The sequence below is a fragment of the Ancalomicrobiaceae bacterium S20 genome (genome assembly GCA_040269895.1).
Taxonomy (GTDB): Bacteria; Pseudomonadota; Alphaproteobacteria; order Rhizobiales; family Ancalomicrobiaceae; genus Methyloraptor; species Methyloraptor flagellatus.
The window spans coordinates 4772097-4790685 of sequence record CP158568.1 but is presented as its reverse complement, the minus strand read 5'-3'; the positions used below and the strand labels follow the sequence as shown (position 1 = coordinate 4790685).

14 protein-coding genes and 1 pseudogene are annotated in these 18589 nt (G+C 69.2%); 10 read left to right on the top strand and 5 right to left on the bottom strand.

The window, feature by feature from the left end; genetic code table 11:
* Nucleotides 1–206: 206 nt before the first annotated feature.
* Complete coding sequence (locus ABS361_21635; protein ID XBY44573.1) at nucleotides 207–1400, bottom strand: dihydrodipicolinate synthase family protein; 1194 nt, start codon at nucleotides 1398–1400, stop codon at nucleotides 207–209.
* Nucleotides 1401–1576: 176 nt separating this feature from the next.
* Between ABS361_21635 and ABS361_21630 the strand changes: the two genes are divergently transcribed.
* The 9 genes and pseudogenes from ABS361_21630 to ABS361_21590 all read left to right on the top strand — a co-directional run bounded on the left by ABS361_21630 (nucleotide 1577) and on the right by ABS361_21590 (nucleotide 10765).
* Nucleotides 1577–2623: a LacI family DNA-binding transcriptional regulator gene (locus ABS361_21630; GenBank protein XBY44572.1), complete on the top strand. Its 1047-nt coding sequence runs from the start codon at nucleotides 1577–1579 to the stop codon at nucleotides 2621–2623.
* 58 nt (nucleotides 2624–2681) lie between these two features.
* A complete protein-coding gene (locus ABS361_21625) occupies nucleotides 2682–3677 on the top strand; it encodes a Gfo/Idh/MocA family oxidoreductase (protein ID XBY44571.1) in 996 nt (331 codons plus the stop codon).
* Nucleotides 3678–3772: 95 nt separating this feature from the next.
* Nucleotides 3773–5359: an acyl CoA:acetate/3-ketoacid CoA transferase gene (locus ABS361_21620; protein ID XBY44570.1), complete on the top strand. Its 1587-nt coding sequence runs from the start codon at nucleotides 3773–3775 to the stop codon at nucleotides 5357–5359.
* Nucleotides 5356–6135, top strand: coding sequence for an enoyl-CoA hydratase/isomerase family protein (locus tag ABS361_21615; GenBank protein ID XBY44569.1), 780 nt, complete (start codon nucleotides 5356–5358; stop codon nucleotides 6133–6135). Before ABS361_21620 ends, ABS361_21615 begins: the two co-directional genes overlap by 4 nt.
* A 1-nt stretch (nucleotide 6136) precedes the next feature.
* Nucleotides 6137–7689, top strand: a pseudogene (locus ABS361_21610) (GMC family oxidoreductase).
* Nucleotides 7686–8477, top strand: a complete 792-nt coding sequence (locus tag ABS361_21605; GenBank protein XBY44568.1) for a 3-ketoacyl-ACP reductase — start codon at nucleotides 7686–7688, stop codon at nucleotides 8475–8477. Before ABS361_21610 ends, ABS361_21605 begins: the two are co-directional and overlap by 4 nt.
* 51 nt (nucleotides 8478–8528) lie before the next feature.
* Nucleotides 8529–10142: a GMC family oxidoreductase N-terminal domain-containing protein gene (locus ABS361_21600; GenBank protein ID XBY44567.1), complete on the top strand. Its 1614-nt coding sequence runs from the start codon at nucleotides 8529–8531 to the stop codon at nucleotides 10140–10142.
* 72 nt (nucleotides 10143–10214) lie between these two features.
* Complete coding sequence (locus ABS361_21595) at nucleotides 10215–10472, top strand: type II toxin-antitoxin system ParD family antitoxin (GenBank protein ID XBY44566.1); 258 nt, start codon at nucleotides 10215–10217, stop codon at nucleotides 10470–10472.
* Nucleotides 10473–10474: 2 nt separating this feature from the next.
* Nucleotides 10475–10765 (top strand): type II toxin-antitoxin system RelE/ParE family toxin, encoded by a 291-nt coding sequence (locus ABS361_21590; protein XBY44565.1) that lies wholly within the window; start codon nucleotides 10475–10477, stop codon nucleotides 10763–10765.
* 18 nt (nucleotides 10766–10783) lie between these two features.
* On the opposite strand, the gene denD is transcribed toward ABS361_21590, so the two are convergent.
* Both denD and ABS361_21580 read right to left on the bottom strand, forming a co-directional pair.
* Nucleotides 10784–11794, bottom strand: coding sequence for a D-erythronate dehydrogenase (gene denD / locus ABS361_21585; protein XBY44564.1), 1011 nt, complete (start codon nucleotides 11792–11794; stop codon nucleotides 10784–10786).
* 81 nt (nucleotides 11795–11875) lie between these two features.
* On the bottom strand, nucleotides 11876–12574 hold the full coding sequence (locus ABS361_21580) for a GNAT family protein (GenBank protein XBY44563.1): 699 nt from the start codon (nucleotides 12572–12574) through the stop codon (nucleotides 11876–11878).
* Nucleotides 12575–12973: 399 nt separating this feature from the next.
* Between ABS361_21580 and ABS361_21575 the strand changes: the two genes are divergently transcribed.
* Nucleotides 12974–15169, top strand: a complete 2196-nt coding sequence (locus tag ABS361_21575; GenBank protein XBY44562.1) for a heavy metal translocating P-type ATPase — start codon at nucleotides 12974–12976, stop codon at nucleotides 15167–15169.
* 454 nt (nucleotides 15170–15623) lie between these two features.
* On the opposite strand, the gene mmsB is transcribed toward ABS361_21575, so the two are convergent.
* Nucleotides 15624–16853, bottom strand: coding sequence for a multiple monosaccharide ABC transporter permease (gene mmsB, locus ABS361_21570; protein XBY44561.1), 1230 nt, complete (start codon nucleotides 16851–16853; stop codon nucleotides 15624–15626).
* A 1-nt stretch (nucleotide 16854) separates the two neighbouring features.
* A complete protein-coding gene (gene mmsA / locus ABS361_21565; GenBank protein ID XBY44560.1) occupies nucleotides 16855–18384 on the bottom strand; it encodes a multiple monosaccharide ABC transporter ATP-binding protein in 1530 nt (509 codons plus the stop codon).
* Nucleotides 18385–18589: the final 205 nt, after the last annotated feature.

Sequence of the window (18589 nt, the reverse complement as noted above, 5' to 3'; positions counted from 1 at the left end):
CATTTGCTTGGCAAATTCCGCCCCATGCCCCTTCATTCAACTCATATATATCGAGAAAAAGTCGAACCCGAGCGCAGCGACGCGTCACACGAACCCGCAAAAACAGGAGATTCTCCTCAATATCGATCGGATTTGTACGCGCAGACACGCGTCGGTCGCCGAATCGCAAGCCCGCCGGCCCCGATGCAACTACGTCACATCGTCGGCTATGCTACACCGTGGATGGAAAGCAGCCCGCGCATGCGCGACGTCGCGCGCACCGGATCGGCGAGCAGGCCCGCCTCGGCCGCGAGGCGGAACACCTCGGCATAGTGCACGATGCCGCGGGCGGACTGCATGCCGCCGATCATCGCGAAATGGTCCTGGTGGCCGTTGAGCCAGGCGAGGAAAACGACCCCGGCCTTGTAGAACTGGGTCGGCGCTTCGAAAATCGTGCGCGACAGCGGCACCGTCGGCGCGAGCAGCCGATCGAAGCCCGCGCGATCGCCGCGTCCGAGCGCGGTCAGCGCCGAGGCGGCCACGGGCGCGATCGCGTCGAAGATGCCGAGCAGCGCGTGACTGGCGCCGGCCTCGTCGCCGGCGATCAGCTCCGGGTAGTTGAAATCATCACCGGTGAACATCAGGACGCCGTGCGGCAGCCGGCGGCGCAGCGCGATCTCGTAGCGCGCATCGAGCAGCGAGATCTTGATGCCTTCGACCTTGCCGCGATGCGCCTCGATGATCGCGAGAACGGTCGGCAGCGCGGCCTTGAAGTCCGCGCCGCCCCAGTAGCCGGCGAGCGCGGGATCGAACATCGCGCCGAGCCAGTGCAGCACGACCTTGTTCGCGGTCTGCGACAGGATCCGGTCGTAGACCCGGATGTAGTCGTCCGGCCCGCGCGCCACCCGCGCCAGCGCCCGGCTCGCCATCAGGATCACCCGGCCGCCGAGACCCTCGACCGCCCCGACCTGTTCCTCGTATGCGCGGATCACGTCGTCGACCGTCCGTGCGTCAGCCGGATCGAGATGGTCCGTGCCGGCACCGCAGGCGAGATCGGCGCCGGGGATCGTCCGCGCCTCCGCCAGCGAACGTCCGATCAGCTCGCGCGCCGTCGGACAGTCGAGCCCCATGCCGCGCTGCGAGGTATCCATCGCCTCGGCGATCTTGAAGCCGAGCGACCACAGATGCCGTCGGTAGGCGAGCGTCGCGTCCCAGTCGACCGCCGCCACGCCTGCTGCGCTCGACCATGGCGTCGCGGTCCCGACCGGATCGGCGACCACATGGGCCGCCGCATAGGCGACACGCGGCCAGAGCGCAGGATCGTTCGGCGGCAAGGAAACCGTGTCGGGAACCGTAAAGGGCACGAGGCTGCGATCCGCGCGTGGCAGCAGGATCGTGCTCGACAGGCGCTGCGACGACATGGGGCTTCCTCCGCTCTTTCGGCGCTTTGCGAGCGGACCGTACTGGAACGTTCCAGTTTGTCAAATCCTGATGGCTGCCTGCTGCGCTTGACGGCAGAGACAATCGGATCTACGAACTGGAACGTTCCATTTTCCAACCAAGGTAGCCCGCTGTGGCGAGCGACGACACGATCGACATGACCACCCGCAAGGCGACGATGATCGACATCGCCGCGGCGAGCGGCGTATCGAAGTCGACCGTCTCGCTGGTGCTCCAGGGCAGCCCGACCGTGAAGGCCGAGACGCGCGAGCGCGTGCTCGCCACCGCCGAACGGCTCGGCTACGTCTACAATCGCGGTGCGGCGCGGCTGCGCTCGGCGCGGTCGAACATCGTCGGGATGGTCATCAACGACCTCGCCAACCCGTTCTTCGCCGAACTCGCCGTCGGCATCGAGCGCGTGCTGCAGACCGCCGGCTTCGTGCCCTTCCTCGCCAACACGGCGGAGAACCCGCGCCGGCAGGCCGATGTGCTGAAGTCGATGCGCGAGCACGACATCGCCGGCCTGATCGTCTGCCCGGCGCGCGGCACCAGGGCGGCCGATCTCGAGCCGCTGGTCGGTCGCGTGCCGCTGCTGCTCGCCATGCGCCGCGTGCCGGGGCTGCGGATCTCGACCGTCGTGCCGGACAACCATCGCGGCGCCCGCCATGCGACCGAGCATCTGATCGCGCTCGGCCATCGACGCATCGCCTTCATCGGCGGCCATTCCGACATGACCGCGCAGGTCGAGCGCGCCGGCGGTTTCCGCGCCGCGCTGGAGACCGCCGGCCTGCGCCTCGACCCCACACTGGTCATCGAGGGCCCGACGACGCGCGAGACCGGCGCGAACGCGATCGACCGCCTGCTCGAGCGCGCCGACCCGCCGACCGCGGCGCTCTGCTTCAACGATGTCGTCGCCTTCGGCGCCATGGACCGGCTGAGCCGCCGCGGCCTCACCGTCGGTCGCGACATGGCGATCGTCGGCTTCGACGACGTCCGCGAGGCCGCCCATGTGCGGCCGCCGCTGACCACAGTCGCGGTCGACACCCAGGCGCTCGGCGAGCGCGCCGCCCATGCCGTGCTGCGCATGATCCATGGCGACGGCCGCATCGAGGAAGCGGTCGGCGAGGTCGATCTGGTCGTGCGCGAGAGCTGCGGCACCCACCGCGCGGCCGCGGCCGCGAGGGGAACGACCGGCATCGACTAGAACTTTGCCGGCAAATTGAAGCCCGCTCGAACGGGCCGATTGAGAGGGAGGAATGCCGATGTCGACGACACGCTGGGGCCTGATCGGCGCCTCGACCATCGCCCGCGAGCACATGATCGGCGCGATCCGCGAGGCCGGCGGCGAGATCGCCGCCGTCATGAGCACGAACCCGGAGCGCGGCCGCGCCTTCGCGGCCGGCAACGGCATCCCGCGCGCCACCACGAGCCTCGACGACCTGCTCGGCGCCGACATCGACGCGGTCTACATTTCGACCACCAACGAACTGCACCTGCCGCAGACGCTCGCCGCGGCCAGGGCCGGCAAGCATGTGCTGGCCGAAAAGCCGCTCGCCATGACCGTCGCCGACGCCCAGACCATGGTCGAGGCCTGCCGCGCCGCCGGCGTGGTGATGGCGACCAACCATCACCTGCGCAATGCCGGCGCGCACCGCGCCATGCGCCAGGCAATCGCCGACGGCCTGATCGGCCGGCCGCTCGCCGCGCGCGTCTTCCATGCGGTCTACCTGCCGGAGCACCTGCAGGGCTGGCGTCTGCACGATCCGAACGCCGGCGGCGGCGTGACGGTCGATATCGCGGTGCACGACTGCGACACGCTGCGCTTCGTCCTCGCCGACGATCCCGTCGAGGTCGCGGCGATGGTGCAGGCGTCGGGCATGGCCTCGGGCGGACTCGAGGACATGGTGATGACCACCGTCCGCTTCGCCTCCGGCCTGCTCGCCCAGACCCACGACGCCTTCACGGTCCGCTACGCCGGCACCGGCTTCGAGGTGCACGGCACTGAAGGCTCGCTGATCGCGCGGGACGTCATGACCCAGCGCCCGATCGGCTCGGTCCTGCTCCGGACCAGGGACGGCGAGCGCGCGCTGCCGTTCGAGCACGAGAGCCTCTACGCCCGCGCCGTCCGTGCTTTCCATGCCGCGATCCGCGGCGAGGGCCAGCCGAGCGCCACCGGCCTCGACGGCGTGAAGTCGCTCGCCTTCGGCCTCGCCGCCCTGGAGGCGGCGCGGACCGGGCGGACGGTGAAGATCGGCTGAGCATCGGGGCGTCGCGGCAGGGCGGCCCGCGCCGCCATCGCGACGCCCCTGCCGCCCCGCCGTCGAACCGCCGCGCAACAGAGAATGCCAATCCCATGTCGAAGCTGATATCCGCCGACGAGGCCGCTGCGTTAATCCCCGATCACGCGGTCGTCACGGTCTCCTCCTCCTCCGGGCTCGGCTGCCCGGATGCCGTTCTCGCCGCCATCGGCCGGCGCTTCGAGGCCGAGGCGCATCCGCGCGGCCTGACCACGCTGCACCCGATCGCGGCCGGCGACATGTGGGGCATCAAGGGCATCGACCACATCGCCCGCCCCGGCCTGCTCGCCCGCGTGCTCGCCGGCTCCTACCCCTCCGGCCCGTCGAGCGCCGAGCCGCCGGCGATCTGGCGCATGATCGGCGCCGATCAGGTGGAGGCCTACAACATCCCCTCCGGCATCCTGTTCGACATGCATCGCGAGGCCGCGGCCAAGCGGCCGGGCGTGCTCACGAAAGTGGGCCTCGACACCTTCGTCGATCCGCGCCGGCACGGCTGCGCGATGAACGCGACCGCGGCGGCGAAGCCGGTCGTGAAGGTGAAGGACTTCGAGGGGGAGGAATGGCTCTACTTTCCGGCGATCACGCCGCAGGTCGCGATCATCCGCGCCACCACCGCCGACGAGCGGGGCAATCTCACCTATGAGCACGAGGGCGCCTTCCTCGGGCCGCTCGATCAGGCGCTCGCCGCCCACAACAACGGCGGCATCGTCATCGCGCAGGTGAAGCGCCTCGCCAAGGCAGGCACGCTGAAACCGCAGCAGGTCTATGTGCCGGGCATCCTGGTCGATCATATCGTGGTCGCGCCCGAGCAGATGCAGACGACCCAAACCGTCTATGAACCCGCGATCTCCGGCGAGATCTTCCGGCCACTCGACAGTTTCGAGACGCCGGCCTTCGACATCGGCAAGGTCATCGCCCGCCGCGTCGCACTGGAACTGACCGCCGGCTCGGCGGTCAACATCGGCTTCGGCATCTCGGCCAACGTGCCGCGCATCCTGATCGAGGAAGGCCGGCACGGCGACGTCACCTGGGTGATCGAACAGGGCGCCGTCGGCGGCGTGCCGCTCACCGACTTCCAGTTCGGCTGCGCCTCCAACGCCGAGGCGATCGTGCCGAGCCCCTATCAGTTCACCTACTTCCAGGCCGGCGGCTTCGACGCCTCGCTCCTGTCGTTCCTGGAAATCGACCGTTTCGGCTCGGTCAACGTCTCCCGCCTCACCGCCCGCCCGCATGTGACGGCCGGCGCCGGCGGCTTCGTCGACATCACGGCGCGGGCAAAGAAGATCGTGTTCTCCGGCTACTTCAACGCCGGTGCCAAACTCGCGATCGAGAACGGCGCGGTCCGGATCGACAAGGAAGGCAAGGTCCGGAAGCTGGTGCCGGAGGTCGAGCATGTGTCGTTCTCCGGCGCGCGCGGCGTCGCGCAGGGCCAGGACATCACCTATGTCACCGAGCGCTGCGTGATGAAGCTGACGCCCGCCGGCGTCATGGTCACGGAGCTCGCCCCCGGCATCGATCTCGAGCGCGACGTGCTCGCGCAAGCCGGCTTCCCGCTGCTGGTCGCCGACGACCTGAAACGAACGCCGGACCGGCTCTACTGCGACACCCCGATCGGCCTCGCCCTCGACGGGAGGGGCGCATGAGCGAGACCCGCATCCGCGCCGAGATCCGCGGCCCGATCGCGATCCTGACCCTGGATCGGCCGCAGAAGCTGAATGCGCTCGATTCCTTGATGATCGAGGCGATCGAAGACTGGGTGGCGGCGACCGAGCGGAACCGCGCCGTGCGCGTCGCGATCCTGACCGGCGCCGGCGAAAAGGCCTTCTCCGCCGGCGGCGACATCGAGGCCTGGGCGGGGCTCGATCCGATCGGCTTCGGCCGGCACTGGATCCGCGACGGCCACCGCGTGTTCGACCGGCTGGCCCGGCTGCGCCAGCCGCTGATCGCGGTCCTGAACGGCGCGGCCTTCGGCGGCGGCCTCGAACTCGCCGGCTGCGCCGACCTGATCGTGGCAGAAGTCCATGCCCGCCTCGGCCTGCCCGAGACCGGCCTCGCCATGACGCCGGGCTGGTCCGGCACCCAGCGTCTTGTCCGCCGTTTCGGCTCGCGAACGGTCAAGCGCATGGCGCTCGCCGGCGAGATGATCGGCGCGGACGAAGCGCTCGCCCAGGGTCTCGTCGATGCGGTCGCCGCGAAGGGCGACGGCTTGACGCAAGGCCTCGCGCTCGCCGAGACGATCGCCGCGCGCGGGCCGATCGCCGTGCAGGTGGTGAAGAGCCTGATCAACGCGGCGGAAGGCGAGGAGACCGAAGCCGCCATCGAGGCACTCGCCGGCAGTCTGGTCGCCACCACCGCCGATCTCGCCGAGGGCGTCGCCGCCTTCCGGGAAAAGCGCAAGGCGCTGTTCGAGGACCGCTGAGATGACCGATGCGGCCCGCCCGACATTACCGCTCGTCTCGGCCGATCTGCCGGACGAAACCGATGTGTTGATCATCGGCTCCGGCATCGGCGGCGCCACGCTCGCCGCCGGGCTGGCGGGCAAGGGCGCGCGCGTCACGATCCTCGAGCGCGGCGGCCAGCTCCTCGACACGCCCGAAACGCGCGACTCCCGCGCGATCTTTGAGCGCGGCCACTATCGCCCGAGCGAGCAATGGCTCGATGAGGACGGCCGGCCTTTCAACCCCGGCAACTACTACTATGTCGGCGGCAATTCGAAGTTCTACGGCGCGGTGCTGATCCGCTACCGGGAGAGCGATTTCGAAGCCGTCGAACATCCGGGCGGCGTGTCGCCGGCCTGGCCGTTTCCCTATGCCGCGCTCGAACCCTGGTACGGCGCCGCCGAACGGCTCTACCGGGTCCGCGGCCGTGCGGGCGAGGACCCGACCGAGCCAGCGCGGAGCAGCGCCTTTCCCGAACCGCCGGTGCCCGACGAACCGGCGATCGCCCGCGTCCGCGCCCGCATGGCCGCGACCGGGCTCACCCCTTCTCGCTGCCGCTCGGCGTCGACATCGATCGCTGGCTGAAGCGCGCCGCCACGCCCTGGGACGCCTATCCCGACACGCGCACCGGCAAATCCGACGCCGAAACCTGCGCACTAGCCGCCGCCCTGGCCACGTCGAACGTCTCCCTCGTCACCCACGCCAAGGCCTTGCGCCTCCTGATCGGCCCGGACGGACGACGGATCGAAGCCGTCGAGGTCGAGCATCGCGGTGAACGCAGGCGCGTGCGCGCCCGACTGGTGGTGCTCGCGGCCGGCGCGGTCAACTCCGCCGCGATCCTGCTCGCCTCGGCGAACGGCGCCTGCCCGACCGGGCTGGCGAACCGCTCCGATCAGGTCGGCCGCAACTTCATGAACCACAATTCCTCGGCCATGCTCGCGATCGACCCGCGGAGCCGCAACGACAGCGTCTATCAGAAGACGCTCGGCATCAACGACTTCTACGACGGCGACGGCCGCGGCGGCCGGCCGCTCGGCAATGTGCAGCTGCTCGGCCGCGTCACCGCGCCGATCTTGAAAGGCCAGATGCCGCGCGTGCCGGAATGGGCGCTCCGGACCGTCTCATCGCGCGCGGTCGATTGGTATCTGATGAGCGAGGACCTGCCCGAGCCCGAGAGCCGCGTCCGGCTCGACGGCGGGCGCATCGTGCTGCAGTGGCGCCGCACCAACTGGGCCGCCCACGAAGGCCTGATCCGGACCATGCGCGAGCGTTTCCGCGCCGCCGGCTACCCGATCGTGCTGACCAAGCCGTTCGACCGGCGCACGCCGTCGCACCAGTGCGGCACGATCCGCATCGGCAACGATCCCGCGACCGCCCCGCTCGATCCGTTCGGCCGCGCCTTCGACCACGACAACCTGTTCGTGGTCGACGCGAGCGTGCTGCCGACCAGCGCGGCGGTGAATCCGGCGCTGACCGTCGCCGCCTTCGCGCTGCGCGCCGCCGATCACATCGCCCGGACGGAGTTCGCTGCATGACCGGACCTCGGCCAACGGCCTCCACCAAGCCGGTCGCGCTCGTTACCGGCGGCCGCCGCGGCATCGGCCTCGCGATCGCCCGCGACCTCGCCCGCGCCGGCTGGGATCTCGCCATCACCGACGCGGTCGACGATGCGATCTTCGATGCCGCGATCGGCGAATTGCGCGGTCTCGGCGCGACGGTCGCGGCCGAGACCTTCGATCTCGCCGACCTGGACGCCCACGGCCGCGCGCTCGATCGGATCTTCGCGACGCTCGGCCACGTCGATTGCCTGGTCAACAATGCCGGTCGCGGCGCCGTCGTACGCGGCGACCTGCTCGATCTTTTGCCGGCAAATTTCGATGCCGTCCTGGATGTCAATCTGCGCGGCACCGTGTTCCTCACCCAGGCGATCACCCGGCGCATGCTCGCCGCACCGGCGACGCCGCAGCCGCGCTCGATCGTCACCGTCACCTCGGTCAGCGCCGCCGCCGCCTCGCCGGAGCGTACCGACTACTGCATCTCCAAGGCCGGCCTGTCGATGTTCGTGAAGGCGCTGGCGCTTCGGCTCGCCGGCACCGGGATCGGCGTCTTCGAGGTCCGGCCGGGCATCATCAAGACCGACATGACCGCTCCGGTCACCGAGAAATACGACCGGCTGATCGACGGAGGCCTCGTGCCCGAGCGCCGCTGGGGCCTGCCGGAGGACGTCGCGCGCGCGGTCGCGAGCCTCGCCTCGGGCGCCTTCGGCTTCTCGACCGGCGCGGTGATCGACGTCGACGGCGGCCTGGCGCTGCCTCGGCTCTGAGCCGACCTGACCAGACAAGAACAGCCACGGGAAAACCCGCGGGAGGAAACCATGGTCGACTACATCATCGCCGGCGGCGGCCCCGCCGGCTGCGTGCTGGCGAACCGGCTCTCCGAGGATCCGGCGGTCTCGGTCCTGCTGATCGAGGCCGGCGGCCGCGACAATCACCCGTTCTTCCACTGGCCGGCCGGCTTCGCCAAGATGACCAAGGGCATCGCGAGCTGGGGTTGGTCGACGGTGCCGCAGCGCCACATGCAGGGCCGCGTGCTCTGGTACACGCAGGCCAAGGTGATCGGCGGCGGCTCGACCATCAACGCCCAGCTCTACACACGCGGCAACCGCGCCGACTATGACGAATGGGCCGCCGAGCACGGCTGCGCCGGCTGGTCCTACGCCGAGGTGCTGCCCTACTTCAAGCGCGGCGAGGACAACCAGAGTTTCGTCGATGCCTACCATGCCTATGGCGGCGAACTCGGCGTGTCGAACCCGCTCGCGACCCTGCCGATCTGCGATGCCTTCTTCCGCGCCGCGCAGGAATACGGCATCCCCTACAATCACGACTTCAACGGCGCGGTGCAGGACGGCGTCGGCCCCTATCAGCTGACCCAGAAGAACGCCCGCCGCTCCTCAGCGGCGATGGCCTATCTGCGCCCGATCGAGGGCAAGCGGCCGAACCTCACGGTGCGCACCGGCACGCAGATCCTGCGCGTGGTGATCGAACACGGCCGCGCGGTCGGCGTCGAGATCGCGCCGACCACGGGCGGCGCGACCGAGATCGTCACCGCGACCCGCGAAGTGATCGTCACCGCCGGCGCGATCGGCTCGCCGCGGCTGCTCATGCTGTCCGGCATCGGCCCGGCCGACCACCTCGCCTCGGTCGGCGTGACGCCCTTGCACGACCTGCCGGGCGTCGGCTCGAACCTGCAGGACCACCTAGACCTGTTCGTGATCGCAGAATGCACCGGCGACCACACCTACGACAATTACGCCAAGTGGCACCGCAGCGCCTGGGCCGGGCTGCAGTACCTGCTGTTCAAGCGCGGCCCGGTCGCCTCGTCCTTGTTCGAAACCGGCGGCTTCTGGTACGCCGACAAGGCCGCGCGCTCGCCCGATATCCAGTTCCACTTCGGCCAAGGCTCCGGCATCGAGGCGGGCGTGGCGAAAATGTCCAATCCGGGCATGACACTGAACTCGGCCTTCCTGCGCCCGCGTTCGCGCGGCACGGTGCGGCTCGCCTCCAGCGATCCGCGCGCCATGCCGCTGATCGACCCTAACTATTGGGAGGATCCCTACGATCGCGCCATGTCGATCGAGGGCTTGAAGATCGCCCGCGAGATCGTCCGCCAGAAGGCGCTCGCGCCCTTCGTGCTCGGCGAGCGCCTGCCCGGTCCGGAACGGATGAGCGACGAGGCACTGTTCGACTACGGCTGCCGGCACGCCAAGACCGACCATCACCCGGCCGGCACCTGCAAGATGGGCGTCGACGATCAGGCGGTCGTGACCCCGGACCTGAAGGTCCGCGGCATCGACGGCCTGCGCGTGGCGGACTCCTCGATCATGCCACGTGTGAACTCGTCGAACACCAACGCCCCGACCATGATGATCGCCGAAAAGGCCGCGGACCTGATCCGCGGCCGGACGCCATTGCCGGCGGCGAGGGTGTGAAGTGCAAGGCTTGATGCCTAAATTTGCCAAGGCCTGTGGCTGATGCCACGATGGCCGGCAGGAGAAGGCATCATGAACCTCAACGTCTCCCTGACCGACGAACTGGCGGACTATGTGAAGGCAAAGGTCGAATCCGGTCGCTACACCTCCTCGAGCGAAGTTGTGCGGGAGGCGCTACGCCTCCTCGAACGGCAAGATCACCTCGAAGCGGAGAAGCTGCGTTTTCTTCGTGAGGCCTGGGCCGAGGGCCTCGCAAGCGGTGATTTTCGTCCGCTCGATCTCGCCGAAATCGGGCGGGAAGGTCGCAGCAAGCTCTCCGAACGGGGATAATCATGCCGGCCGTCGTCTGGTCCGCCAAGGCCCGCAACGATATCGCGGAAATCTGGCTCTGGATCGCCGAGCACTCCGGCGCCGCGACGGCCGACACCATCGGTGCCCGCATAGAGCGCCGCGCCGCAGCCTTGGCCTCCCATCCTCACATGGGACGCCTCAGACCCGAGATTGCCGAAGGCGCCCGCTCGTTGGTCTGCGAGCGCTGGCTGGAGCTCTACATCGCTGAAGCCGACCTGGTGAAGATCGCGCGCGTCCTCGACGGCGCGCGCGACCTTCACAACCTCGACTGACCCTGCCCCACAAAGTCATCACCCCACGAACGTGCCGCCGAGCTCGTCCTCGATGTGCACGCGGATGATCTCCTCGAAGCTCGTCTCGGCGCGGAACCCGAGCGCGGTCGCGCGGCTGGCGTCGAAACTGCGCGCCCAGCCGGCGACGATGCGCATGATCGTCTCGTCCGGGACGCGCTCGATCCGGGCTGCGACCGCGTCGCCGGCGACGCGGCGCAGCGCCTCGATCTGCTCGGCCACCGTCACCGACAGGCCGGGCATGGTGAGATTGCGCCGCGGCCCGACCGCCTCGAGATCGATGGTCGCGCCATGCATCAGGAAGCCGACCGCCGCGCGCGGGCTCGCATGCCAGTGCCGCACGCTGTCCGGCACCGGCAGCACGGCGGGCTTGCCCGCGAGCGGCTCGCGGATGATACCGGAGAAGAAGCCCGAGGCCGCCTTGTTCGGCAGGCCGGGACGCACGCAGATCGTCGGCAGCCGGATCCCGATCCCGTCGAAGATGCCGCGCCGGGAATAGTCGGCGAGCAGCAGTTCGCAGATCGCCTTCTGCGTGCCGTAGGAGGTCAGTGGCGTCAGATGGAAGCTGTCCGGGATCGGCAGATCGACGGTCGCGCCGTCGCGGGCCTCCTCCGGGAACGGCGCGCCGAAAACCGCGATCGACGAGGTGAACACCACGCGCGGCCGATAGGAGGCCTGCGCGCGGATCGCCTCGAACAAGAGCCGTGTGCCGTCGAGATTGATGCGATAGCCCTTGTCGAAATCCGCTTCCGCCTCGCCGGAGACGATCGCCGCGAGATGGAAGATCAGATCCGGCCGCGGCGCGATCAGCCGCTCGGCCTCGTGCGGCGTCGAAATGTCGGACGCGGTCGCGACGATTGGGAACGGCGGATTTTCGGGCCGCGGCGGCACGACCACGTCGGCGAGCGTCATCGCCGTGATCGCCCGCCCGCCGACTTCGCCCTCGGCGAGCAGCCGCGCCACCAGCTTTCGGCCCACCATGCCGGCGGCGCCGATGATCAGAATATGCATGCGTCTCCTCCAATGTCGGCCGGTTGCTCCGGCCCTGTCGCGCCCGCGATCTTCGTCGCATGGCGCTTTGTCGAGATGAGATCAAAGTCCGTCGCGGATCTCCGCCAGCCGGCGCCGCTGCACGCCGCCCCCATCGAAATTCGCCGGCGCGAGCCAAGCGTCGAAGGCAGCGCCGATCTTCGGCCAGTCGTCGTCGGTCATGGCGAACCAGGCCGTATCGCGGTTGCGACCCTTGACGATCAGGTGCTTGCGGAAGATGCCCTCGAACGCGAAGCCGAAGCGCAGCGCAGCCGCCCGCGACGGCGCGTTCAGGCTGTCGCACTTCCACTCGAAGCGGCGATAGCCGAGCTCGTCGAACACATGCCGGCCGGCGAGCGCGATCGCCTCGGTGGCGATCGGCGTCTTCTGCAGGTCCGGCGAGAAGAAGATATGGCCGACCTCGATGACGCCGACCGCGGGCCGCTGCTCCATCAGCGTGATGCAGCCGAGCGACCGGCCGGTCGCCTTGTCGACGACGGCGAAATAGAGCGGATCGGCGAGCTCGGCCCGGCCCTTCAGCCACTCGATGAAGGCTGCCTCGTTGGGGAACGGGCCATAAGCGAGATAGGTCCAGACCGCATCGTGGCCGTCGACCGCGCGCCAGAGGCTCGCGCCATGCGCCGCCACGTCGAGCGGCTCGAGCCGGGTGTGGATGCCCTCCTTCGCCGTCCGCACCGGCCGCGAACGCTCCACCCAGCCGTCGACCTGCGGTCCGACCGGCCTTATCGTCTTGTCGTCCATCAACTTCCTCCCGCGGCGGCGCCGACGTCGGCTGCGCCGTTCGGCCGGTCGCAGAATGCGGGCCACGACCGTCGAAGGCAATCCGTTGCGCCATGCGCGGAACGCAGGCCGGTATCCGCGCGGCACATTCGGCGACGGCCGATCTTGACCCGATGCCACCGCGGTCCCTACCTGCGAAAGAGTGCTTCGCGACGCACGCCGCCGTCGCGGGCCGTCGATCGTCTCTAGGACCCGCCCACTGTCCGGCGCCTGCCGTCGGGGATTGCCATGACCGCGCCCAGTGCCTCGCCTCAGCCCGCAAACGGTCGTCAGCCCGCCGCCCCGCCGACGCCGATCGTCGGGCCGGCCCACAGGGCTACGGCCCGCACAACGACGGCTCAGGCGGCGGCCGAACCGCTGGTGTTCGACATTTCCGGCATGACCTGCGCAGCCTGCGCGACGCGGATCGAAAAGGTCGTGAAGCGCCTGCCCGGCGTCGAGGATGCCATCGTCAATCTGGCGCTGGAGACGGCGGAGGTTCGCGCCCCTGGCCTCACACCGGACAGGATCGTCGGCGCGATCGAGAATGCCGGCTATGGCGCCCGCCCGCGCGCCCATGAGGCGCGCGCCCGTCGGCAGGCGATGGAAGAGGCCGCCGCCGCCCGCCGCGCCGAAGAGCGGCAGACATTGCTCGTCTTCGCGATCTCGGCGCTGCTCACCTTGCCCTTCGTCGCCGAGATGATCGCGATGGCCTTGGGCGCCGATCATCTCCTGTCGCCGCTCACGCAGCTCGCGCTCGCGACGCCGGTGCAGATCATCGCCGGCTGGCGCTTCTACCGCGGCGCATTCAAGGCGCTCAACGGCGGCTCCGCCAACATGGATGTGCTGGTCGCGCTCGGCACCACGGCGGCCTGGGGCTTCAGCACCGTGATGACGCTCCGGCTCGGCCATCACGCGATGGGCCATCTCTATTTCGAGGGCTCGGCGACGATCCTGACCCTGATCCTGCTCGGCAAGCTGATGGAGGCCCGCGCCAAGCGCTCGGCCTCCGCCGCGATCTCCAAGCTGATGGCGCTCAGGCCCGATACCGCGACGCGGGTCATCGACGGGCCGGATGGCGCGCAGACCGAAACCGTCTCGGTCGATGCCCTGCGCGCCGGCGACACCGTGCTGGTCCGTCCCGGCGAGCGGCTGCCGGTCGACGGCATCGTCAGCGAAGGCGGCAGCGAGATCGACGAGGCGATGCTGACCGGCGAGAGCGTGCCGGTCGCCCGCGGCCCGGGCGACAAGGTGACCGCCGGGACGATCAACGGTTCCGGCGCGCTGATCGTCACGGTCCGCGCGATCGGCGAGGACACGACGCTCGCCCGCATCGCCCGCCTGGTCGAACAGGCGCAGATCGCCAAGGCGCCGGTGCAGAAGCTGGTCGACAAGGTCTCGGCCGTGTTCGTGCCGACCATCGTCGCGATCGCGGCCGCGACCTTCGGCGCGTGGTGGTTCGTCAGCGGCACGGTCGAGCCGGCCTTCGTCGCGGCCGTCTCGGTGCTCGTCATCGCCTGCCCCTGCGCGCTCGGCCTCGCGACGCCGGCCGCCCTCGTCGCCGGCACCGGTGCCGCCGCGAAGGCCGGCATCCTGATCCGGGACATCGAGGCACTGGAGCGTGCCCACGCGGTCGACGTCGTGGTGTTCGACAAGACCGGCACGCTGACGGAAGGCCATCCGGCCGTCACCGATATCGTCGGCCTCGGCACCGACGGCGTCGAGATGCTGCGCCTCGCCGCTTCGGTGCAGGCGGCCAGCGAGCACCCGCTCGCCCGCGCCTTCCTCGCCGCCGCCGAGCTGCGCCGCCTGCCGCTCGCCCGCGCCGAAGGCTTCCGCTCCTTCACCGGCCGCGGCGTCGGCGCGACCGTCGACGGCCGGCGCGTGGTGATCGGCAACGAGGCCTTCATGGCCGAGGAGGGCGTCGACCTGCGCCTGCTCGCGCGCGAAAAGACCCGGCTCGAAGGCGCGGCCAAGACGGTGGTCGCCGTCGCCCGAGACGGCGAGGCGCTCGGCCTCGTCGCGCTCGCCGATCCGGTTCGCGCCGAGGCCGCGGAGGCCGTCGCGGCGCTGAAGGCGCGCGGCATCGAGACCCGCATGCTGACCGGCGACGCCGAACCGGTCGCCCGCTCGGTCGCGACAAAGCTCGGTCTAGATGGTTTCGAAGGTCCGGTCCGCCCGGAACAGAAGTCGGTGCGTGTCGAGGCCTATCGGCGTGGCGGACGGATCGTGGCCATGGTCGGGGATGGCGTCAACGACGCCCCGGCGCTCGCCGCCGCCGACGTCGGTATCGCGATCGGCACCGGCGCCGACGTCGCACTGGAGACCGCCGGCGTGACGCTGATGCGCCCTGATCCGCGTCTCGTCCCCGCCTCGATCGAGATCGCGCGCGCGACCTGGGCCAAGATCCGTCAGAACCTGTTCTGGGCCTTTGCCTATAACGTGATCGGCGTGCCGCTCGCCGCGCTCGGCTACCTGACCCCGGCGCTCGCCGGCGCCGCCATGGCGCTGAGCTCGGTCTCGGTGGTCACCAATGCGCTGACCCTGACGCGCTGGCGGCCGAAGGGAGATCGCTGAAGCCCGGTTCCCGGCCCGGCGCACATCTTGCGCGGCGACCGTTCTTTATGCGGCCCATATGCGAGAAGCGCGCTTTCCGCATGGAGACCTGATGCCCGCTCGGGCCAAGCTGCAGAGCGTCGGAGACAGGGACCCGGAACCGGCCGATCCGACACCGGCAGGCGGCCCGTGCCGTCCTGGCAGGGATGTGGTCGCAGCGCGACCGTCCCGATGATCCGGAGCTCCCGAAGGATGCAGCCGTGTTCACAGACAGGCTCGTGAAGATGTTCCATGTCCTCGACCGTCGCCTGACCGACGCGGTCGACTATCGCGCGCGTCACCTGGCCGGCCTCGACCGACCCGACGCAGCACACAAGGCCCGGCCGGGTTCACGCTAATCCGCCGGACATGGCCCGAACGAAAAACGGGCGGACTCGCGTCCGCCCGTTCGTGCCGTCGTCCTTGCGGACGCAACTCACGCCTTGTTCTTGTTGTAGACGTCGACGAAGACGGCGAGGAACAGGACCAGGCCCTTGATGATGAACTGGTAGTCGATGCCGAGGCCCATCATCGACATGCCGTTGTTCATCACGCCCATGATGAAGGCGCCGATCACCGCGCCGAGCACCGTGCCGACGCCGCCCGAGGCCGAGGCACCGCCGATGAAGCAGGCCGCGATCACGTCGAGCTCGAAGCCGTCGCCGGTCTTCGGCGTCGCCCAGCCCAGCCGCGTCGCTGCCATCATGCCCGCGAGCGCGGACAGCACACCCATGTTGACGAAGGCGAGGAACACCAGCCGCTCGGTGTTGATGCCCGACAGCCGCGCCGCCTTCTCGTTGCCGCCGAGCGCGTAGATCCGGCGGCCGGTGGTCGTGCGCGTGGTCAGGAACGAGTAGAGCGCGATGAGCAGGCCCATGATCACCAGGACGTTGGGCAGGCCCTTGTAGGTCGCGAAAAGGTAGGCGAGGTAGGCGAGCATCGCCGCGATCGCCACCGTCTTGCCCGCGAAGAAGAAGAACGGCTCGGTGATCATGCCGTTCTTCGCCTGCTTCGCCCGCGCCGTGAACGCCGAGGCGAGCATGGCGCCGACCACCGCGAGGCCGAGGATCAGCGACGTCGAGCTGATCGTGGCATCACCACCGAGGATCGGATCCTTGATGCGGCCGATCTGCTCGGGGAAGAAGCCGGTCAACAGCGTCGACAGTTCGTTCGGGAACGGCCCGACGTTGCGGCCGCCGAGCACGTAGAGCGTCAGGCCGCGGAACGTCAGCATGCCGGCGAGCGTGACGATGAACGACGGGATGCGCAGATAGGCGACCGCCGCGCCCTGCACCGCGCCGACGACACCGCCGGCGATCAGCGTCAGGACCACCGCGACGTACCACGGGATCGACAGGTCGACCATCAGGATGGCCGCGACAGCGCCGAGGAAGCCGCAGAGCCAGCCGACCGACAGGTCGATATGGCCGGCGACGATGATGAGCAGCATGCCGAGCGCCATCACGACGATGTAGCCGCGCTGCTGCACGATGTTGGTCAGGTTGTCCGGCTGGAACAGCCGGCCCTCGGTCGCCCACTGGAAGAACAGCATGATCGCGATCAGCGAGATGAGCATCCCGTATTCGCGCATGTTGTTCTTGAGGAACCCCGCGTAGGACGGGGTCTCTTTGGACGGCCTCGGTGCCGTGACGGCCTCGGAACTCATGTCAGGCGTCCTCTCTGCGCATGATCGCACCCATGATCTTTTCCTGGCTCGCTTCGTGGCCGAGGAACTCGCCGACGAAGCGACCTTCGTTCATCACGTAGATCCGGTCGCAGATGCCGAGCAGCTCGGGCATCTCCGACGAGATCACGATCACGCCCCGGCCGCTGTCGGCGAGCTGGTGGATGATCGTGTAGATTTCGTACTTGGCACCGACGTCGATGCCGCGGGTCGGCTCGTCGAGGATCAGCACCTTGGGATCGGTGTTGAGCCACTTCGACAGCACGACCTTCTGCTGGTTGCCGCCCGACAGGTTGACGGTGAGCTGCGTCACGCCGGAGGAGCGGATGTTGAGCCGCTCGCGGAACTTCCGCGCCAGCACCGTCTCCTCGTGCGGATCGATGACGCCGTTCGGCGCCACCTTCTGCAGCGCCGCGAGCGGGATGTTGAAGCGGATGTCCTCGTTGAGGATCAGGCCGAGGTGCTTGCGGTCCTCGGTGACATAGGCGATGCCGGCGTCGATCGCCTTCGGGATCGTCCCGACGTCGATCGGCTGCCCCTCGAGCGTCACCTCGCCCGAAATCCGCTGGCCGTAGGCCTTGCCGAACACCGACATGGCGAATTCGGTCCGCCCTGCGCCCATCAGGCCGGCAATGCCGACGACCTCGCCGCGCTTGACGTGCATGTTCACGCCCTTGACCACCTGCCGATCCGGATGGATCTGGTGGTGCACGACCCAGTCGCGGACCTCGAACATGGTCTCGCCGATGTTCGGCGTCCGCTTCGGGTAGCGGTCGCTCATTTCGCGGCCGACCATGCCCTTGATGATCCGGCCTTCGTCGATCGCGCCGGCATGGGTGTCGAGCGTCTCGACCGTCGAGCCGTCGCGCAGGATCGTGATGGAATCGGCGACGCGGCTGATCTCGTTCAACTTGTGAGAAATGATGATCGCGGTGATGCCCTGCGCCTTGAGCTCGAGCAGCAGGTCGAGCAGCGCCTGGCTGTCGCGCTCGTTGAGCGAGGCTGTCGGCTCGTCGAGGATGAGCAGCTTGACGTCCTTGGCGAGCGCCTTGGCGATCTCGACCAGCTGCTGCTTGCCGACGCCGATGTTGGTGATCAGCGTCGACGGGCTCTCCTTGAGCCCGACCTTGGCCATGAGCTCGCGGGCCCGCGCCGTGGTCGCGTACCAGTCGATCACGCCGTTCTTGGCGATCTCGTTGCCGAGAAACAGGTTCTCGGCGATCGACAGCTGCGGCGCCAGCGCCAGTTCCTGGTGGATGATGATGATGCCGAGATGCTCGCTGTCCCGGATGCCCGAAAACTTCCGGACCTCGCCCTCGAAGACGATGTCGCCGGAATAGGAGCCATACGGATAGACGCCCGACAGGACCTTCATCAGCGTCGACTTGCCGGCACCGTTCTCGCCGCAGATCGCGTGGATCTCGCCGCGACGGACCGTCAGGTTGACGTTCTCGAGCGCCTTCACGCCCGGGAATGTCTTGGTGATGCCTCGCATTTCGAGGATGGCGTCCATCCGAATTCCTCCCCGCCGCACGCGCGTCCCATGCGGCCCGCGGCCGTCTCCGGACGGGCGGGGCCCGGCGCCGGCGACAACGCAATTTTACTGAGATCGTGGGTCCGATCGCCGCGCCGCGCAAGTCACGACGTGCGGAACGGGACGCCCTTCAGAAAAACGGCACAGACTGGCGCCTGTGCCGAAGAGATGGGATCCCCCGCCG